At 45.8% G+C, this 17,577-nt stretch carries 17 protein-coding genes, 2 tRNA genes and 2 rRNA genes; 16 read left to right on the top strand and 5 right to left on the bottom strand.

The genetic code is table 11. The annotated features are described in order from the left end of the window. The first annotated feature begins 97 nt into the window (after nt 1-97). The 9 genes from ACVC9U_RS16390 to tsaD all read left to right on the top strand — a co-directional run bounded on the left by ACVC9U_RS16390 (nt 98) and on the right by tsaD (nt 7,298). Nucleotides 98-3,027, top strand: a 23S ribosomal RNA gene (locus ACVC9U_RS16390). A 132-nt stretch (nt 3,028-3,159) separates the two neighbouring features. After that, nucleotides 3,160-3,275 (top strand): 5S ribosomal RNA (gene rrf, locus ACVC9U_RS16385). 12 nt (nt 3,276-3,287) lie between these two features. Then, a tRNA-Met gene (locus tag ACVC9U_RS16380) sits at nt 3,288-3,364 on the top strand. Nucleotides 3,365-3,400: 36 nt separating this feature from the next. Then, nucleotides 3,401-3,477 (top strand) — tRNA-Asp (locus ACVC9U_RS16375). 196 nt (nt 3,478-3,673) lie between these two features. Continuing rightward, the gene (gene thiL / locus ACVC9U_RS16370) at nt 3,674-4,648 is read left to right on the top strand and encodes a thiamine-phosphate kinase (RefSeq protein WP_023855530.1); all 975 of its coding nucleotides are present in this window, start codon (nt 3,674-3,676) and stop codon (nt 4,646-4,648) included. Nucleotides 4,649-4,665: 17 nt separating this feature from the next. Then, entirely contained in the window at nt 4,666-5,142 is a 477-nt protein-coding gene (tsaE, locus tag ACVC9U_RS16365) for a tRNA (adenosine(37)-N6)-threonylcarbamoyltransferase complex ATPase subunit type 1 TsaE (RefSeq protein WP_020450323.1), read from the top strand. Continuing rightward, nucleotides 5,123-5,812 (top strand): tRNA (adenosine(37)-N6)-threonylcarbamoyltransferase complex dimerization subunit type 1 TsaB, encoded by a 690-nt coding sequence (tsaB, locus tag ACVC9U_RS16360; protein WP_095293010.1) that lies wholly within the window; start codon nt 5,123-5,125, stop codon nt 5,810-5,812. The genes tsaE and tsaB overlap by 20 nt, the downstream gene beginning before the upstream one ends. A 12-nt stretch (nt 5,813-5,824) precedes the next feature. Further along, entirely contained in the window at nt 5,825-6,283 is a 459-nt protein-coding gene (gene rimI / locus ACVC9U_RS16355) for a ribosomal protein S18-alanine N-acetyltransferase (protein WP_095293008.1), read from the top strand. Continuing rightward, nucleotides 6,273-7,298, top strand: a complete 1,026-nt coding sequence (gene tsaD, locus ACVC9U_RS16350; protein WP_145929757.1) for a tRNA (adenosine(37)-N6)-threonylcarbamoyltransferase complex transferase subunit TsaD — start codon at nt 6,273-6,275, stop codon at nt 7,296-7,298. Before rimI ends, tsaD begins: the two co-directional genes overlap by 11 nt. A gap of 239 nt (nt 7,299-7,537) precedes the next feature. Here the strand turns inward: tsaD and ACVC9U_RS16345 are convergent, their stop codons facing one another. Then, complete coding sequence (locus ACVC9U_RS16345) at nt 7,538-9,463, bottom strand: ABC-F family ATP-binding cassette domain-containing protein (RefSeq protein WP_441391297.1); 1,926 nt, start codon at nt 9,461-9,463, stop codon at nt 7,538-7,540. Between the two features lie 146 nt (nt 9,464-9,609). On the opposite strand from ACVC9U_RS16345, the gene moaC reads away from it, so the two are divergent. Genes moaC through tatC form a run of 4 tightly spaced genes read left to right on the top strand, consistent with a single transcriptional unit; the run spans nt 9,610 to nt 11,761 of the window. After that, a complete protein-coding gene (gene moaC, locus ACVC9U_RS16340) occupies nt 9,610-10,116 on the top strand; it encodes a cyclic pyranopterin monophosphate synthase MoaC (RefSeq protein WP_048350303.1) in 507 nt (168 codons plus the stop codon). Between the two features lie 3 nt (nt 10,117-10,119). Next, entirely contained in the window at nt 10,120-10,764 is a 645-nt protein-coding gene (locus ACVC9U_RS16335) for a redox-sensing transcriptional repressor Rex (RefSeq protein WP_020450329.1), read from the top strand. A gap of 38 nt (nt 10,765-10,802) precedes the next feature. Continuing rightward, nucleotides 10,803-10,976 carry a twin-arginine translocase TatA/TatE family subunit gene (locus tag ACVC9U_RS16330; RefSeq protein ID WP_020450330.1) on the top strand — a complete coding sequence of 58 codons (174 nt, stop codon included), beginning with the start codon at nt 10,803-10,805 and terminating at the stop codon, nt 10,974-10,976. Between the two features lie 17 nt (nt 10,977-10,993). Then, complete coding sequence (tatC, locus tag ACVC9U_RS16325) at nt 10,994-11,761, top strand: twin-arginine translocase subunit TatC (protein WP_023855535.1); 768 nt, start codon at nt 10,994-10,996, stop codon at nt 11,759-11,761. Between the two features lie 44 nt (nt 11,762-11,805). Here the strand turns inward: tatC and ACVC9U_RS16320 are convergent, their stop codons facing one another. Beyond that, nucleotides 11,806-11,997, bottom strand: coding sequence for a YdiK family protein (locus tag ACVC9U_RS16320; RefSeq protein ID WP_023855536.1), 192 nt, complete (start codon nt 11,995-11,997; stop codon nt 11,806-11,808). Further along, the gene (locus tag ACVC9U_RS16315) at nt 11,997-12,731 is read right to left on the bottom strand and encodes a CPBP family intramembrane glutamic endopeptidase (protein ID WP_026578972.1); all 735 of its coding nucleotides are present in this window, start codon (nt 12,729-12,731) and stop codon (nt 11,997-11,999) included. Before ACVC9U_RS16315 ends, ACVC9U_RS16320 begins: the two co-directional genes overlap by 1 nt. A 225-nt stretch (nt 12,732-12,956) precedes the next feature. On the opposite strand from ACVC9U_RS16315, the gene groES reads away from it, so the two are divergent. Both groES and groL read left to right on the top strand, forming a co-directional pair. Beyond that, a complete protein-coding gene (gene groES, locus ACVC9U_RS16310) occupies nt 12,957-13,241 on the top strand; it encodes a co-chaperone GroES (protein ID WP_003179248.1) in 285 nt (94 codons plus the stop codon). Nucleotides 13,242-13,285: 44 nt separating this feature from the next. Beyond that, nucleotides 13,286-14,920 (top strand): chaperonin GroEL, encoded by a 1,635-nt coding sequence (gene groL / locus ACVC9U_RS16305; RefSeq protein WP_020450334.1) that lies wholly within the window; start codon nt 13,286-13,288, stop codon nt 14,918-14,920. A gap of 77 nt (nt 14,921-14,997) precedes the next feature. Here groL and ACVC9U_RS16300 read toward each other — a convergent pair whose 3' ends face one another. Both ACVC9U_RS16300 and ACVC9U_RS16295 read right to left on the bottom strand, forming a co-directional pair. Beyond that, entirely contained in the window at nt 14,998-15,432 is a 435-nt protein-coding gene (locus tag ACVC9U_RS16300; RefSeq protein WP_249727128.1) for a tyrosine-type recombinase/integrase, read from the bottom strand. 148 nt (nt 15,433-15,580) lie between these two features. Next, complete coding sequence (locus ACVC9U_RS16295; RefSeq protein ID WP_441391296.1) at nt 15,581-16,210, bottom strand: hypothetical protein; 630 nt, start codon at nt 16,208-16,210, stop codon at nt 15,581-15,583. A 512-nt stretch (nt 16,211-16,722) separates the two neighbouring features. Here ACVC9U_RS16295 and ACVC9U_RS16290 point away from each other — a divergent pair. Next, nucleotides 16,723-17,064: an antibiotic biosynthesis monooxygenase family protein gene (locus ACVC9U_RS16290; RefSeq protein ID WP_145654483.1), complete on the top strand. Its 342-nt coding sequence runs from the start codon at nt 16,723-16,725 to the stop codon at nt 17,062-17,064. Nucleotides 17,065-17,577 lie beyond the last annotated feature (513 nt).

Here is a 17,577-nt window from a genome sequence, read left to right as displayed (position 1 = left end):
GGATCATTCCTTCAAAGCGTGTTCTTTGAAAACTAGATAACAGTAGACATCACATTCAATTAGTAATGCAAGATATCACGTAGTGATTCTTTTTAACGGTTAAGTTAGAAAGGGCGCACGGTGGATGCCTTGGCACTAGGAGCCGATGAAGGACGGGACGAACACCGATATGCTTCGGGGAGCTGTAAGCAAGCTTTGATCCGGAGATTTCCGAATGGGGAAACCCACTGCTCGTAATGGAGCAGTATCCATATCTGAATTCATAGGATATGAGAAGGCAGACCCGGGGAACTGAAACATCTAAGTACCCGGAGGAAGAGAAAGCAAATGCGATTCCCTGAGTAGCGGCGAGCGAAACGGGAACAGCCCAAACCAAGAGGCTTGCCTCTTGGGGTTGTAGGACACTCTGTACGGAGTTACAAAGGAACGAGGTAGATGAAGAGGCCTGGAAAGGCCCGCCATAGGAGGTAACAGCCCTGTAGTCAAAACTTCGTTCTCTCCTGAGTGGATCCTGAGTACGGCGGAACACGTGAAATTCCGTCGGAATCCGGGAGGACCATCTCCCAAGGCTAAATACTCCCTAGTGACCGATAGTGAACCAGTACCGTGAGGGAAAGGTGAAAAGCACCCCGGAAGGGGAGTGAAAGAGATCCTGAAACCGTGTGCCTACAAGTAGTCAGAGCCCGTTAACGGGTGATGGCGTGCCTTTTGTAGAATGAACCGGCGAGTTACGATCCCGTGCAAGGTTAAGTTTGAAAAGACGGAGCCGCAGCGAAAGCGAGTCTGAATAGGGCGCATGAGTACGTGGTCGTAGACCCGAAACCAGGTGATCTACCCATGTCCAGGGTGAAGTTCAGGTAACACTGAATGGAGGCCCGAACCCACGCACGTTGAAAAGTGCGGGGATGAGGTGTGGGTAGGGGTGAAATGCCAATCGAACCTGGAGATAGCTGGTTCTCTCCGAAATAGCTTTAGGGCTAGCCTCAAGGTAAGAGTCTTGGAGGTAGAGCACTGATTGGACTAGGGGCCCCTACCGGGTTACCGAATTCAGTCAAACTCCGAATGCCAAAGACTTATCCTTGGGAGTCAGACTGCGAGTGATAAGATCCGTAGTCGAAAGGGAAACAGCCCAGACCGCCAGCTAAGGTCCCAAAGTATACGTTAAGTGGAAAAGGATGTGGAGTTGCTTAGACAACCAGGATGTTGGCTTAGAAGCAGCCACCATTTAAAGAGTGCGTAATAGCTCACTGGTCGAGTGACTCTGCGCCGAAAATGTACCGGGGCTAAACGTATCACCGAAGCTGCGGACTGTTCTTACGAACAGTGGTAGGAGAGCGTTCTAAGGGCTGTGAAGCGAGACCGGAAGGACTCGTGGAGCGCTTAGAAGTGAGAATGCCGGTATGAGTAGCGAAAGAGGGGTGAGAATCCCCTCCACCGAATGCCTAAGGTTTCCTGAGGAAGGCTCGTCCGCTCAGGGTTAGTCGGGACCTAAGCCGAGGCCGAAAGGCGTAGGCGATGGACAACAGGTTGATATTCCTGTACCACCTCCTCACCATTTGAGCAATGGGGGGACGCAGGAGGATAGGGTAAGCGCGGTATTGGATATCCGCGTCCAAGCAGTTAGGCTGGGAAATAGGCAAATCCGTTTCCCATAAGGCTGAGCTGTGATGGCGAGCGAAATATAGTAGCGAAGTTCCTGATTCCACACTGCCAAGAAAAGCCTCTAGCGAGGTGAGAGGTGCCCGTACCGCAAACCGACACAGGTAGGCGAGGAGAGAATCCTAAGGTGATCGAGAGAACTCTCGTTAAGGAACTCGGCAAAATGACCCCGTAACTTCGGGAGAAGGGGTGCTCTGTTAGGGTGCAAGCCCGAGAGAGCCGCAGTGAATAGGCCCAGGCGACTGTTTAGCAAAAACACAGGTCTCTGCGAAGCCGTAAGGCGAAGTATAGGGGCTGACGCCTGCCCGGTGCTGGAAGGTTAAGAGGAGCGCTTAGCGTAAGCGAAGGTGCGAATTGAAGCCCCAGTAAACGGCGGCCGTAACTATAACGGTCCTAAGGTAGCGAAATTCCTTGTCGGGTAAGTTCCGACCCGCACGAAAGGCGCAACGATCTGGGCACTGTCTCAACGAGAGACTCGGTGAAATTATAGTACCTGTGAAGATGCAGGTTACCCGCGACAGGACGGAAAGACCCCGTGGAGCTTTACTGCAGCCTGATATTGAATGTTGGTACAGCTTGTACAGGATAGGTAGGAGCCTTGGAAACCGGAGCGCCAGCTTCGGTGGAGGCATCGGTGGGATACTACCCTGGCTGTATTGACCTTCTAACCCGCTGCCCTTATCGGGCAGGGAGACAGTGTCAGGTGGGCAGTTTGACTGGGGCGGTCGCCTCCTAAAAAGTAACGGAGGCGCCCAAAGGTTCCCTCAGAATGGTTGGAAATCATTCGCAGAGTGTAAAGGCACAAGGGAGCTTGACTGCGAGACCTACAAGTCGAGCAGGGACGAAAGTCGGGCTTAGTGATCCGGTGGTTCCGCATGGAAGGGCCATCGCTCAACGGATAAAAGCTACCCCGGGGATAACAGGCTTATCTCCCCCAAGAGTCCACATCGACGGGGAGGTTTGGCACCTCGATGTCGGCTCATCGCATCCTGGGGCTGTAGTCGGTCCCAAGGGTTGGGCTGTTCGCCCATTAAAGCGGTACGCGAGCTGGGTTCAGAACGTCGTGAGACAGTTCGGTCCCTATCCGTCGCGGGCGCAGGAAATTTGAGAGGAGCTGTCCTTAGTACGAGAGGACCGGGATGGACGCACCGCTGGTGTACCAGTTGTTCTGCCAAGGGCATCGCTGGGTAGCTATGTGCGGACGGGATAAGTGCTGAAAGCATCTAAGCATGAAGCCCCCCTCAAGATGAGATTTCCCATTCCGCAAGGAAGTAAGATCCCTGAAAGATGATCAGGTTGATAGGTCTGAGGTGGAAGTGTGGCGACACATGGAGCTGACAGATACTAATCGATCGAGGACTTAACCTAAATATTTGTGAATGTCTGACCGTTATCTAGTTTTGAGAGAATGCTCTCAGAAAGCCAAAGGCAAGGAAACTCGGCTAAAGGCCCTCACATCCTGTGAGGAACGCCCAGTACCTTCGTCCTGAAGGCAAATAGTTTGGTGGCGATAGCGAAGAGGTCACACCCGTTCCCATGCCGAACACGGAAGTTAAGCTCTTCAGCGCCGATGGTAGTTGGGGGATTCCCCCTGTGAGAGTAGGACGCCGCCAAGCTGTTTATATTATCGCGGGGTGGAGCAGTTCGGTAGCTCGTCGGGCTCATAACCCGAAGGTCGCAGGTTCAAATCCTGCCCCCGCAACCAAATCTAATTTCCATACAAAGAAAATAAATAAAAAGTGGTCCGGTAGTTCAGTTGGTTAGAATGCCTGCCTGTCACGCAGGAGGTCGCGGGTTCGAGTCCCGTCCGGACCGCCATGTTGTACACAAACGAAATCTTTGAGGTTTTCGTTTTTTTTTATGTCTTCTTTCAGGTCTATGCTGAAAACTTGGCTTCATCGGCGTTTTTCACAATGTTTGCCGAGTTTCTTTATTTCTTGGATAATTGGTGAGAATTCGATAAACTAATGATAGTGTTTTGATTGGTTGCAACAGCAAAGGAGCAAATGATCTTATGGACGAATTTGAATTGATTCAAAGGATTACGCCCCGTTCGCTTTTTCACCGAGAAATAGAGATCGGTATTGGGGACGATGCCGCTGTTTATCATACAAAGAACGGTTATCAGGAGATTGTTGCGGTCGATACGATGGTCGACGGTATTCATTTTTTATCATCCCATTCATCGCCTGCCGATATCGGATATAAAGCATTGGCTGTGAATATTAGTGATATTGCCGCGATGGGAGGCAGCCCCAAGTATTATCTTGTGTCCATTGCTGTTCCTTCCGGCTGGCACGCGGTGGATATTGAAGCCATGTATGAAGAAATGAATAAACTGGCGACACTATATCAAATGGACTTAATCGGCGGTGACACCGTATCTGCCAACGGGCCGCTCGTTTTGACCGTAACAGTAATCGGCGAGATTGAAAAGGGCAGAACTTGTTTAAGAAGCCATGCCGAACCCGGGGATGTCGTTTTTGTGACGGGAGAACTTGGCTCATCTGCTGCCGGTCTGGCTTTTATATTGGGCCAAGCAGAGATGAAAGACGAGAAGCAGTCTCAATATTTTATAGAGCGGCACAAGAGGCCTTTGCCGAGGGTTGAGGCAGGTTTGCTCTGTTCAGGCTATCATCATGTGGCACTTAATGATATCAGCGACGGGCTTGCCAGCGAATTAAATGAAATTGCCGAAGCGAGCCGTGTTTCCATTGACATATATAAAGAGATGATTCCGGTCCATTCGGATTTACATACACTGAACACAAAATGGGAAGAGTGGGTCCTTTTCGGCGGCGAGGATTTTGAACTCGTCGGTACGATTTCTAACGATCAATGGGAACGTTTTAGTCAGGAATGCTCTGAACGTCATGTGCCGGTTTATCAAATCGGCCGCGTCACACAACAAGGGCAGGCGGACGTGTTTTATCATAATGGACAGGACCGCGTTCTTCTCGAAAAAAAAGGATATAACCATTTTAAATAAGACAGGTGACAAGTAAAGTGAAAACGTTAGAGTGGAAAACGACAGAGCCTGAAGAGACAAAAAACATTGCCAGACTGGCAGCAAAGTATGTTCTGCCCGGTGATGTCATCACATTGGAGGGCGACCTTGGAGCAGGCAAAACGACTTTTACAAAAGGATTTGCCGAAGGGCTCGGAATCAAGCGGGTTGTCAGCAGCCCGACTTTTACCATTATCAAAGAATACCGGGACGGCTCTCTTCCGCTGTTTCATATGGATGTTTACAGAATGGAAGATGAAACGGAAGATCTCGGATTAGATGAATATTTTGAGGGAGACGGCGTCTGCCTTGTGGAATGGGCGCATTTGATTGAGGAGCAGCTTCCGAAAGAGCGCCTAGAGGTGGTCATTAAGCGGCTTGGCGATGATGAACGAAAGCTGACCTTTACCCCTAAAGGCAGCCGCTACGAAAATCTTTGCGAGGAGATCAGCAAACATGACGATACTTGCGATTGATACATCCAATTTAACGCTCGGCGTGGCATTAGTTAAAGACGGAAAAGTGATAGCCGAGCATATATCCCACTTAAAGAAAAACCATTCAGTCAGAGCTATGCCGGCGATCGACGAACTCCTTAAAGAGTGCGGTTTAGAGCCGAATGACCTGACCCAAATTGCAGTTGCCAAAGGTCCGGGTTCATATACAGGCGTGCGGATCGGTGTTACGATTGCCAAAACGCTTGCATGGTCATTAAATATTCCGATTAAAACCGTTTCAAGCCTTGAAGTGCTGGCGGCAAACGGCCGTTTTTTCCAAGGCTTGATTTGTCCGTTGTTTGATGCCAGACGCGGTCAGGTTTATACGGGACTATACCAGTATAGGGACGGCAAACTGCATGGCTTGGAAGAGGACCAAAACATTATGCTTGAGGATTGGCTTAAAAAGCTGAAAGCCATGGATCAGCAAGTCCTTTTCATAGGAAGTGACACAGAGATTCATCAGGAGATGATCGAACAGATTCTCGGTGAACAAGCGGTCATTTCTGGCCCTGCCCTGCAGCTTCCACGACCTTCAGAATTGGCTTTAATCGGAGAACTTAAAGAGGCCGAGCCTGTGCACAGCGTTGTTCCAAACTATATTCGTCTGGCCGAAGCCGAGGCCGTCTGGCTTGAAAAACAAAAGTAAACGGGTGAAGCCATGAACACGCAAATGGTCATACGCGATATGAATCCAAAAGATTTGGACCAGGTTTTTGAAATTGAAAAAAGCTCTTTTTCTTCTCCGTGGAAAAAAGAATCTTTTCATCATGAGCTTTTTCACAATATGTATGCTCATTACCTCGTTCTCGAAGTTGAGGAGCAAGTTGTCGGCTACTGCGGGATTTGGATCGTCATGGATGATGCCCAGATCACCAACATTGCCGTTTCACCTGCATATCGGGGCCGCCGTTTAGGAGAAGCTCTTTTGAAAGCCGCGATGAAGCTTTGCCGGATGAAAAAGGCGGCTCAGCTTTCTTTAGAGGTAAGGGTATCGAATCATATTGCACAAAGCTTATACAAAAAGCTCGGCTTTGAGCCGGGAGGAATTCGTAAAAATTATTATACCGATAATGGGGAAGATGCATTATTAATGTGGGTGAGACTAAATGAATCATAAAAAAGATCTGTATGTATTAGGAATCGAAACAAGCTGTGATGAGACGGCCGCCGCGATTGTCAAAAACGGAACGGATATCATTTCAAATGTCGTAGCGTCGCAAATCGAGAGTCATAAACGGTTTGGCGGCGTTGTTCCCGAGATCGCATCAAGGCATCACGTGGAACAGATGACGATCGTGCTTGAGGAAGCCTTTGCACAAGCGGACATGACATTTGATGACATTGATGCCATCGCAGTAACGGAAGGACCGGGGCTTGTCGGCGCTTTATTGATCGGCGTGAATGCCGCGAAAGCGCTCAGTTTTGCCCGGGGCATACCGCTCGTAGGCGTCCATCACATTGCCGGTCACATCTATGCCAACAGACTTGTTCAGGACATTCAATTTCCGGCGATTGCCCTTGTCGTCTCAGGCGGCCACACCGAACTCGTGTATATGAAAGAGCACGGCTCATTTGAAGTCATCGGAGAGACGCTCGACGATGCGGCAGGCGAAGCCTATGACAAAGTGGCGAGAACGATGGGGCTTCCTTATCCGGGAGGACCTCACATTGACAAACTTGCGCAAAAAGGCGAGGCAAATGTGCCGCTACCGCGCGCATGGCTTGAAGAAGGCTCTTATCATTTCAGCTTCAGCGGATTGAAATCTGCAGTCATCAACACGCTTCACAACGCTTCACAAAAAGGTGAAACGATAGCTCCGGAAGATTTGTCAGCCAGCTTTCAGGAAAGCGTCATTGATGTCCTCGTCACAAAAACGGAACGCGCTGCGAAAGTTTATGGCGTCAAACAGGTGCTGCTTGCCGGAGGAGTTGCTGCAAACAAAGGGCTGAGAGCGGCGCTCGAAAAAACGTTCAGCAGCCATCCGGAGATTGAGCTTTTGATCCCGCCGCTTTCGCTGTGTACGGACAATGCCGCGATGATTGCCGCCGCAGGTACGGTTGCTTTTGAAAAAGGAATCAGAGGAAAATATGATATGAACGGTCAGCCTGGCTTAGATCTGACGTCTTATTAAAACCTCACGCTCTGTGAGGTTTTTTTGCCCGGGAATAGTTATTAACAGGTTATTAACATATATCCACAGTCTTGTGTATAATGTTAAAAACCTTAATTTACAGACCTTTTTTACCTGTTAATAATGTGTATAAATATTATGTTTTTTGTGGATATTGTGGGTAAATCGCTTTCTTTCTTTTAAATAAAGGATTTTAATTGTGGACAAAAAAACCGCTCCGGCTTGGAGCGGTTCATCCTTTATTCATTTGTAGAGAGTGTTTCCCATTCTGTTAACAGTTGTTCAAGCTCCTCATTCAGCCGTTCATTTTCAGAGTGGATTTCCTGGACCTTCTCATGGTCTTGGAAGACGACGGGGTCACACAGGAGCTCCTCATTTTTTTCGATCTGTTCTTCAATGTCCGTAATTCTTGTTTCGATTTCTTCAATCCTTCGCTGCCGCTGGCGTTCTTTTCTTTTCAGCTCTTTTTCTTCCTCATAGCTCTTTTTTGCGCCAGGTTTTTCGGAAGCGTTTTTCTGATGCTCTTCCGTCTGTTTTTCTAGTTCTTTCAGTTCAAGCTGCTGCGCTTTTTTTTCTGTGTAATAATCGTAGTCGCCTAAATATTCTTCTGCTTTGTCGCGGGAAAGCTCCAGTACTTTTGTCGCGATCCGGTTGATAAAATAGCGGTCATGGGACACAAATAATATCGTTCCCGGGTAATCGATCAAAGCGTTCTCCAAGACTTCCTTGCTGTCCAGGTCGAGATGGTTTGTCGGCTCATCAAGAATAAGGAAGTTCGCTTTTTGGAGCATCAGCTTGGCGAGGGCAAGCCTTGCTTTTTCGCCGCCGCTTAACGCGTGTACAGGTTTTAATACGTCTTCTCCCGAAAACAGGAAGTTGCCGAGGCAGGTCCGGATATCCTTTTCATTCATTTCCGGATAATCGTCCCAAAGCTCGTCAAGCACGCGTTTTGACGACGTCAATTCAGCCTGTTCCTGGTCATAGTAGCCGATTGAGACATGGGAGCCTGTCGCGATTGTTCCCGATACCGGCTGCAGCTTTTGAATCAATGCTTTTAAAAGGGTTGACTTGCCGATTCCGTTCGGTCCGACCAGTGCAACGCTTTCCCCGCGGGTGATGTGAAAGTTCAATGAACGGAGAAGCGGGGGCTGCTCCTGATAGCTTACTGTCAAGTCTTCCACCCGCAGTACATCGTTTCCGCTTTGCCTTGTAATTTCAAAGCGGAAAGACGCCGACTTTTCATCTCCGAGCGGTTTGTCCATGATCTCCATCCGTTCAAGCTGCTTTCGTCTGCTCTGCGCCCGTTTCGTCGTCGAAGCTCTAGCCAGATTCCGGTCGACGAACTCCTGCAGCTTGGCGATTTCGTCCTGCTGCTTTTCATAAAGCTTTGTTTCCTTTTCCAGCTGTTCGGCTTTTAATTGGAGATAAGAGCTGTAGTTCCCGGTATATTTTTTGCTTTGGGACCGGCTGATCTCGTAAACTTGGGTAACCACTTTGTCAAGAAAGTACCTGTCATGGGAAACGATTAAAATCGCTCCGCTGTAATTTTGCAAATATTGTTCAAGCCATGTCAGGGTATCGATATCCAAGTGGTTTGTCGGTTCGTCCAAAATGAGGAGGTCGGGTTTTGTCAAAAGCATTTTTCCGAGGGCAAGCCTTGTTTTTTGACCTCCGCTTAAGTCCTGGACGCGGACGGAGTCGTCAAATCCCGCAAAGCCGAGCCCGTGCATGACGGATCTGACCTCTGCCTCATATTGGTAGCCGCCTTTGTCCTTGAACTCCTGCTGAAGCCTGTCATACGTCTTCATCAATGATTCAAGCATGTCCGGTCCGGCCTGCGCCATCTTTTCCTCGATCGCGCGCATTTCTTTTTCCATTTTTTTCAGAAAATCAAATACCGACAGCAATTCCTCTTTGAGCGTCAGCTTGGAATCGAGGCCGGAGTGCTGGTCAAGGTAGCCCATCGTCAAATCTTTCGGCTTGATGATGTCCCCCTTTTCATATGAAAGTTTTCCTGCGATAATCTTTAGAAGAGTCGATTTTCCGGCGCCGTTGCGTCCGACGATCGCAATCCGGTCCCGAGATCTGACTTCGAGTTTTATATTCGTTAAAATCGTATCGGCTCCAAACGATTTTGAAAGTTGGTTCACTTGTAAAATCATCATGATCTTTCACCTCTTGTCTGCTATTTTAAGTGTAGCCTATCACTGCGCAGTCAGCAAACAATTAAGTGAAGTCTGGAAGATTTTAGCCAAAGAAAAAGACAGAATGAAAAAAATAGTGTATGATCGTTATAAGGAGAGTTCAGAACATGAATGAGTTTACACATTTTAATGAACAAGGCAGAGCCAAGATGGTTGATATAAGCGAAAAGGAAGCTTCAGTACGCACAGCTGCGGCTGTTTCAAGCGTGTCTATGAATCGAACAGTACATGAAAAAATCAAAAACCGGGAAATCGGAAAAGGCGATGTATTGTCGGTGGCGCAAGTGGCCGGAATCATGGCCGCAAAACAGACATCCGCCATCATCCCGATGTGCCATCCGATCGCTCTGAAAGGAGTCGACATCGCCTTTCGCTGGGAGGAGAAAGAACAGAAGAGCATCCTGCATATTCAATCTAAAGTGAAGACCAAAGGGAGCACAGGTGTGGAAATGGAAGCGTTAACTTCGGCCTCCGTATGTGCGCTGACCGTATATGACATGTGCAAAGCGGCGGATAAGGGAATGGTGATAGGACCGACCTTTCTTCTCGAAAAGACAGGCGGGAAAAACGGTGACTATAAAAGGGAAAAAGCTGATGTAGACATGGAGGATTAGTTTATGAACATGGATCATTCAAAAATTCCGCAAGCGACAGCGAAACGGTTGCCATTATATTATCGTTTTTTAAAAAACCTTCATGCATCCGGAAAACAGCGTGTATCTTCCGCTGAGCTGAGCGATGCCGTCAAAGTCGATTCTGCGACCATCCGCAGGGACTTCTCGTACTTCGGCGCGCTCGGAAAAAAAGGATACGGCTACAATGTCAATTATTTGCTGTCCTTTTTCAGAAAGACGCTTGATCAGGATGAAATGACGAACGTAACGCTCATTGGCGTGGGGAATTTGGGGACAGCCTTTCTCCATTACAATTTTATCAAAAATAATAATACAAAAATCGCCATGGCGTTTGACATCAATGAGGAAAAAATCGGAACCGAGGTCGGCGGTGTTCCCGTCTATGATCTGAATAGACTTGAAGAGCATATGACGGATGATATCCCCGTCGCCATTTTGACGGTACCGGCTCAAGCCGCACAGTCGATTACAGACAGGCTGGTGGAGCTTGGCATTAAAGGCATTCTTAATTTCACGCCGGCCCGCTTGAATGTGCCGGAACACATTCGCATTCATCATATAGATTTGGCGGTTGAACTTCAGTCGCTGGTGTATTTCATGAAACATTATTCAATGCAGGAAAAGTAAAACGGAAAACGAAAAATAAAGGAAAGGGGGCAGGCTTTATGCCAATCGGTCCTGGAAGCTTTATTTTAATTGTCGTGGTGGCGCTTCTGATATTCGGCCCGAAAAAACTTCCCGAGCTGGGAAGAGCAGCGGGAAACACGCTGAGGGAGTTTAAGAATGCGACAAAAGGTTTGGCTGACGACGATTCCGATAAAAAGAAAGAAGATCAGTAGGATAGGATGACATATTTATGAAGGAAAGAGAAATGTCGCTGATAGAACATATCACAGAACTACGCAGACGGCTTGTGATCACTTTTTTCTTTTTTGTTTTATTTGTTGTGGCAGGCTTTTTATTGGCAAAGCCGCTGATTATCTATCTGCAGCAGACGGATGAAGCGAAGCTGCTGACGCTCAACGCGTTCAAGCTGACCGATCCTTTATTTGTGTACGTGCAGTTCGCTTTCATCATCGGCGCCGTCTTGACTTCGCCGCTTGTTTTATACCAGCTGTGGGCTTTCATCAGCCCGGGGCTGTATGAAAAGGAACGAAAAGTGACGCTCAGCTATATTCCGATATCGATTATTCTTTTTTTAGGCGGCATTGCCTTTTCTTACTTTATTTTATTTCCGTTTGTCGTGGACTTTATGACGAGAGTCTCAGATGATCTGAATGTCAACCAGGTCATCGGAATACACGAATATTTTCAGTTTCTGCTTCAGTTGACGCTTCCTTTTGGCTTATTGTTTCAGATGCCTGTGGTCATCATGTTTATCACAAGGCTCGGCCTCGTGACGCCGATGTTTTTGGCGAAAATCAGAAAATACGCATATTTTGTGTTGTTCGTCATCGCGGCCCTCATTACACCGCCTGAGCTTTTGTCGCATTTAATGGTCTCAGTGCCATTGCTCATTCTTTATGAAATCAGTATCGTGATTTCAAGAATATCCTACAGGCAGGCGCAAAAAACAATGATTCAAGAGGAAAATCAAGCGTTTTTGAACGACCATACAAAATAAGAGCCATTCTTTTTCAGAATGGCTCTTTTCCTTCACAAAAAAGGCTATTGATCTTTTCGCTTCATCTTGCCGGCCAGGGCGAACATTTTAAAGGAAATGCTGATATTATAGGCTGCGAAAAGCATCAGCAGGATCGTGTAAAAAGACCACATGCTTCCGGGCGAGGTTGCCGCCAGATATGTAAACAGCACACCCGTTAATAAATAAATCGCTCCCCAGAATTTAGGGCTTCTCATCATAGAAATCCTCCAATAATCATTTGCATTTTCTCGGCGTGTTTCAAATATTCTTCAATAGGCTCCCGGAACGTCTGCAGTAAGACGACGAGCGTATTCATGGCGACATGGGCGAAAATAGGCACGATAATCCGGTTGGTTCTGACATATAAAAAGGCGAATGTGAATCCCATTGCTGTATAAATGAGCAGATGGCTGAAATCCAAATGGACGACCGAGAAGAGCACCGAACTGAACAAAGCGGCAATGAAAAAATTCGTTTTCTCATAGATTGCACCGAAAATGATCTTTCTGAAAATGATTTCTTCAAGAATCGGACCAAATACAGAAGAGACAAACACCATCAGCGGCAATGCGGTGATGATTTCCATGATCCGCTGCGTATTTTCCGATTCCGGGGTGACCCCGAACAAGTACATTTCGATCGAAGCGGCAATTGACTGCGAAAACAAAGCGAGAAAAACACCGGCTACCGCCCATCCGATTGATGCTCCAACCGATGCTTTCGGCCGGTTGCGAAGCGTCGTCTTCGGCACCGTCCGCAAAATCAGCAGCACGATAACGAGACAGAGGGTAAACGCGATGACAGACCAGACGCCTGTCAATGTAAGCTGGGCTTCAGCCTTTGGCTGTCCTTTGCCCACTCCCAAAAAGTAAAGAAGAGGCAAGCCGACGGCGGCCGACAATTGCATGAGAACGTATGCCAATATAATAAACCAGTATTGTTTTCTCAAGCTTTATGTACTCCTTTTCTAAAAATCTAATTCAGACTATGTTTATTGTAACACACTCTTTTTAAATTATAGGATGATAAGGACATGCGGAGAAATGTAAGCGCAAAAAAATTTGACCTTATCACTTGAAATTGCCTGGGAGATTCTTTATTATAAGAATTGTGTTAGCACTCACCGAGTGCGAGTGCTAAAATTACATATGAAAATATTGAGGAGGTTGTTTCATTGTTAAAGCCATTAGGTGATCGCGTTGTCATTGAGCTCGTTGAGTCTGAAGAAAAAACTGCCAGCGGAATCGTACTTCCTGACTCCGCAAAAGAAAAACCACAAGAGGGTAAAGTGGTTGCAGCCGGTTCAGGCCGTGTGTTAGAGAGCGGAGAGCGCGTTGCATTAGAAGTTAAAACAGGCGACCGCATCATCTTCTCAAAATATGCAGGTACCGAAGTGAAATATGAAGGTACTGACTACTTAATCTTGCGTGAAAGCGACATTTTAGCTGTTATCGGCTAAGTCATAAATAAAAACGAGACAATTATATAGGAGGTTCGAATAACATGGCAAAAGATATTAAGTTTAGCGAAGAAGCCCGCCGTTCAATGCTGCGCGGTGTAGATGCATTGGCTGATGCTGTAAAGGTAACTTTGGGACCTAAAGGACGCAACGTCGTTCTTGAGAAAAAATTCGGTTCTCCATTAATCACAAACGACGGTGTTACCATAGCGAAAGAAATCGAGCTTGAAGACGCGTTCGAAAACATGGGCGCAAAGCTTGTTGCTGAAGTTGCGAGCAAAACAAACGATGTTGCCGGTGACGGTACAACAACAGCGACAGTTCTAGCTCAAGCGATGATTCGCGAAGGTCTTAAAAACGTAACTGCCGGCGCTAACCCTGTAGGCGTGCGCAAAGGTATCGAGCAGGCTGTGGCTGTAGCGGTTGAAAGCCTGAAAGAAATCTCCAAACCAATCGAAGGCAAAGAATCAATCGCACAAGTTGCTTCAATCTCCGCTGCTGACGAAGAAGTCGGAAGCCTGATCGCTGAAGCGATGGAGCGCGTCGGCAACGACGGTGTCATCACGATCGAAGAATCAAAAGGATTCACAACAGAGCTTGAAGTGGTTGAAGGTATGCAGTTCGACCGCGGATATGCGTCTCCTTACATGGTGACAGATTCCGATAAGATGGAAGCGGTTCTTGAGAACCCGTACATCTTAGTAACAGACAAAAAAATCACAAACATTCAAGAAATCCTGCCGGTGCTTGAGCAAGTTGTTCAGCAAGGCAAACCGTTGCTTCTGATTGCTGAAGACGTTGAAGGTGAAGCTCTTGCAACATTGGTTGTCAACAAGCTTCGCGGAACATTCAACGCAGTGGCTGTTAAAGCGCCTGGATTCGGAGACCGCCGCAAAGCGATGCTCGAAGACATCTCTATCCTGACAGGTGCCGAAGTGATCACAGAAGATTTAGGTCTTGACCTTAAATCAACTCAAATCAACCAATTGGGACGCGCTTCTAAAGTTGTTGTGACAAAAGAAAACACAACAATCGTTGAAGGTGCGGGAGATACAGAGCAAATCGCGGCACGCGTCAACCAAATCCGCGCTCAAGTTGAAGAAACAACTTCTGAGTTCGATAAAGAAAAATTACAAGAGCGCCTAGCTAAGCTTGCAGGCGGCGTAGCTGTCATCAAAGTCGGCGCTGCGACTGAAACAGAATTGAAAGAACGCAAGCTTCGCATCGAAGACGCCCTGAACTCTACTCGCGCTGCGGTAGAAGAAGGAATCGTATCCGGCGGTGGTACAGCTCTTGTCAATGTTTACAATAAAGTAGCTGCCCTTGAAGCTGAAGGCGACGAACTGACTGGTATCAACATCGTTCTTCGCGCTCTTGAAGAACCAATCCGTCAAATCGCGCACAATGCGGGTCTTGAAGGATCTGTCATCGTTGAGCGCCTGAAAGGCGAAGCTATTGGTGTAGGCTACAACGCTGCAACAGGCGAATGGGTGAACATGATCGACAAAGGTATCGTTGACCCTACAAAAGTAACACGCTCAGCTCTGCAAAACGCAGCATCTGTAGCGGCTATGTTCCTGACAACTGAAGCAGTTGTTGCCGACAAGCCTGAAGAAAACAAAGGCGGCGCAGGAATGCCTGACATGGGCGGCATGGGCGGCATGGGTGGAATGATGTAAAGCCCACTTAAAACCCCTTGATTTTCAAGGGGTTTTTTGTTTTGTTCATTAAATTGGTCACGAAATGGTCACATCCATCATGAGGATTGGATTTTCATCGATAAATCATTTACAAATGAATTGAATTGTTGAGAAGTTTTTTCCTTACTTTTTCTGGTGGTATGCAGATAAACTTTTCTTGTTACTTCGTCTTTTTCGTGGCCTAAAATTTTCTGGATTTCATCTAAAGGTACACCCGCTTCAGCTGCAAGAGATGTGAAGGTATGACGGAAAGTGTGTTGGGTGATTTTTTTGTTCAGGTTCATTCTCTTTAAAATCCGTCTCATTCTTGTGTCCATTTTCTTTATATTTTCAGGGTTGCCATCCGGACGGGCAAAAATGAAATCCTCATCGCTAAATTTCCGCCCGTTTGCATATGCTATTTTTGCCTGTTTAATTTTAAGCCTTTTTAAGAGCGCCACTAAAATCGGAAAGCGGGTACTTCTCTTACAGTTGCTGGCGTTAGGATGCAATAAATTTTAATCAGATGCTTTGGTGTTGGGCAATACAATGTCTTGTAACTTTTAAATTCGAGCATTGCTTAAAAAGGCATGTAGTCCACCTTGATAAGAATATAGTTCTGTTTTTAGTGTTAAAGAAAAGCCCTAAAAAGGGCAATTTTTAATTATTGACTTCAATTGTATGTTTTACATCTTTTCCGAGACTATCAGCTTTATCATCTATTGGAGCATCGACCCGAATTTCGATTGATTTCAAGTCTTTAACAGATGAATTTTTCAAGATGTAAACATTATGGCCTTTATTTTTAACTTTACCTAAATACTCACCTTCGATATGTTCAGAAAGTAATACCTCGGGTTCAAGCTGTTCCTTAGTATCAGTTATGATTTTCGCTTGCCCTAAAAAAAAGCTTACGTCTTTATCAGAAGTATTTTCGCCTTCCATTTCAATTGTTATTGCGTTGATTTTATCTCCGACCTTCGCATCAAGAAGCGAGGCGGTTTCTTCGTTTTTTGGCTCCAATTCCTTTAATTGAATGGCACTGATCTCATATTTCATAGGGCCGGTTGAGCCTTTAATATTTACATTTTTATTAGTGAAGACGGTTGTAGCTTTCATGTCCCCGTCATCCTGAACATCTTTATTTTCTTTTTTGCTATCAGATTTTTTGTTCTCGCTTGCTGTTGTTTCTTTTTTGTTATCATCTTTTTTTGCGGTGTCTGTAGCACCACAAGCCCCTAAAATAATCCCTAAACAGAGCGCAAGGGATAAAATCAAAAATTTCTTCAAGTAAAGCCCCCCAGTTAATTTATATGTGCATCTTTTATCTTAGGACAAAATTCATGGAAATTCAACATGTCATTACCATTTTTGTAAAAAGTTTCACCGTTTTATAAAGTATGACGTTGCCCTTTCTCGCATTGCAATACTTTTGTTTAGTCTGACTTTTTTTGCGCCCTTCTTTTAGTTGCTCCGAAATGATTTCGAGGGCAGCATCTAAAATCTCCTGTGTTATTTCTTCTTCACGGGCAGCGATGAAGGTTTTTGGATCATTTAAGATTTTTTTAGCTTTATCAGTGAAGATTCTTCTTTATTCCATTAAAGGGCCATATTGTGGAGGATCACTGAAGGAGAATAAAGGCTGAATAATTGCGAGGGAATGGAAGAAGGCTAATCGTTAAAATGGGGCGCATATTTCTGGAACAAATAGGAACTTTTGTTGAATAAGGAAGCGCATTCTATTACACTAGGTTTAACGGGAATATTTCTTAAATAAACTTTTTGAGGGGTTGCATATTACTATGACTAGCAATGCCAATCAAGTTGTTTTAAACATTCGTTTCAAAGTTAAAGCAGGCAAAAAAGAAGCTTTTCGAAAATCACTTTATTCACTTGTTGAAGTGATGTCAAACGAACCTACCTTTATAAATGCTATTATAAGTGATGATATTGAAAAACCAGATGATATTGTAATTTATGAAATCTGGCAAGGTACAAAAGACAGTTGGTTACAGGAAGAATTGCCAAAGCCTTATCGAAAAAAATATGAAGAAGTTCTTGATGATCTCCTTGAGGATAGAATAATAAGTTATTTAACCCCAAAAGGAGAATGGGGAAGTAATTTAACGAATGTCAGTCGCTGATTAAACTTGGCCAGTTATCTTTAGGCAGGTGTAATAGGAAGAAAAACTGTTTTAGTCACTGTTTTTTTAAGGTGCTTTCAACTTGAAGGATGTTTTCTAATATGTCCTTCATTGGTTCTTTCATCATCTTCACCAAGCTAATCAACTGATAACTCCATTGGATACCTCTGTTGGAATACCCCCTTGTCTATAAGCACTATATGAAGATCGCAACTTTGTTCAGCAAAAGGGCGCGATTGCGGAGCGAAAAAAGCCCAATTTTTCAAATTCAATACTGAGAAATTGGGCTTTTAAATATTAGCATTTTCCTGACCTTACGCTACCCCTTATTAAGTTTGCATTTTTTAATTGTCTAAACAGTGTTTTAGCTATTTTGGTCACAAAATCGGTCACTTTTTTGGAAATTGAAGGTGTATTTACCTGGGATTTATTTACGGCAAGAGACAACCTATGCCAAGAAAAATTAGTTTGCTTATCAGAATATACACTCGTGAAAGTGGTTGTTCTATGGGC

Source organism: Bacillus sp. GM2 (assembly GCF_056155945.1).
This window is presented reverse-complemented; position numbering and strand designations above follow the sequence as displayed.

Bases quoted from the DNA above. Each gene is read 5' to 3' on its own strand.
- thiL (WP_023855530.1), top strand. From the start codon at position 3,674: ATGGACGAATTTGAATTGATTCAAAGGATTACGCCCCGTTCGCTTTTT.
- tsaB (WP_095293010.1), top strand. From the start codon at position 5,123: ATGACGATACTTGCGATTGATACATCCAATTTAACGCTCGGCGTGGCA.
- rimI (WP_095293008.1), top strand. From the start codon at position 5,825: ATGAACACGCAAATGGTCATACGCGATATGAATCCAAAAGATTTGGAC.
- tsaD (WP_145929757.1), top strand. From the start codon at position 6,273: ATGAATCATAAAAAAGATCTGTATGTATTAGGAATCGAAACAAGCTGT.
- ACVC9U_RS16345 (WP_441391297.1), bottom strand. From the start codon at position 9,463: ATGATGATTTTACAAGTGAACCAACTTTCAAAATCGTTTGGAGCCGAT.
- moaC (WP_048350303.1), top strand. From the start codon at position 9,610: ATGAATGAGTTTACACATTTTAATGAACAAGGCAGAGCCAAGATGGTT.
- ACVC9U_RS16335 (WP_020450329.1), top strand. From the start codon at position 10,120: ATGAACATGGATCATTCAAAAATTCCGCAAGCGACAGCGAAACGGTTG.
- ACVC9U_RS16330 (WP_020450330.1), top strand. From the start codon at position 10,803: ATGCCAATCGGTCCTGGAAGCTTTATTTTAATTGTCGTGGTGGCGCTT.
- tatC (WP_023855535.1), top strand. From the start codon at position 10,994: ATGAAGGAAAGAGAAATGTCGCTGATAGAACATATCACAGAACTACGC.
- ACVC9U_RS16320 (WP_023855536.1), bottom strand. From the start codon at position 11,997: ATGAGAAGCCCTAAATTCTGGGGAGCGATTTATTTATTAACGGGTGTG.
- groL (WP_020450334.1), top strand. From the start codon at position 13,286: ATGGCAAAAGATATTAAGTTTAGCGAAGAAGCCCGCCGTTCAATGCTG.
- ACVC9U_RS16290 (WP_145654483.1), top strand. From the start codon at position 16,723: ATGACTAGCAATGCCAATCAAGTTGTTTTAAACATTCGTTTCAAAGTT.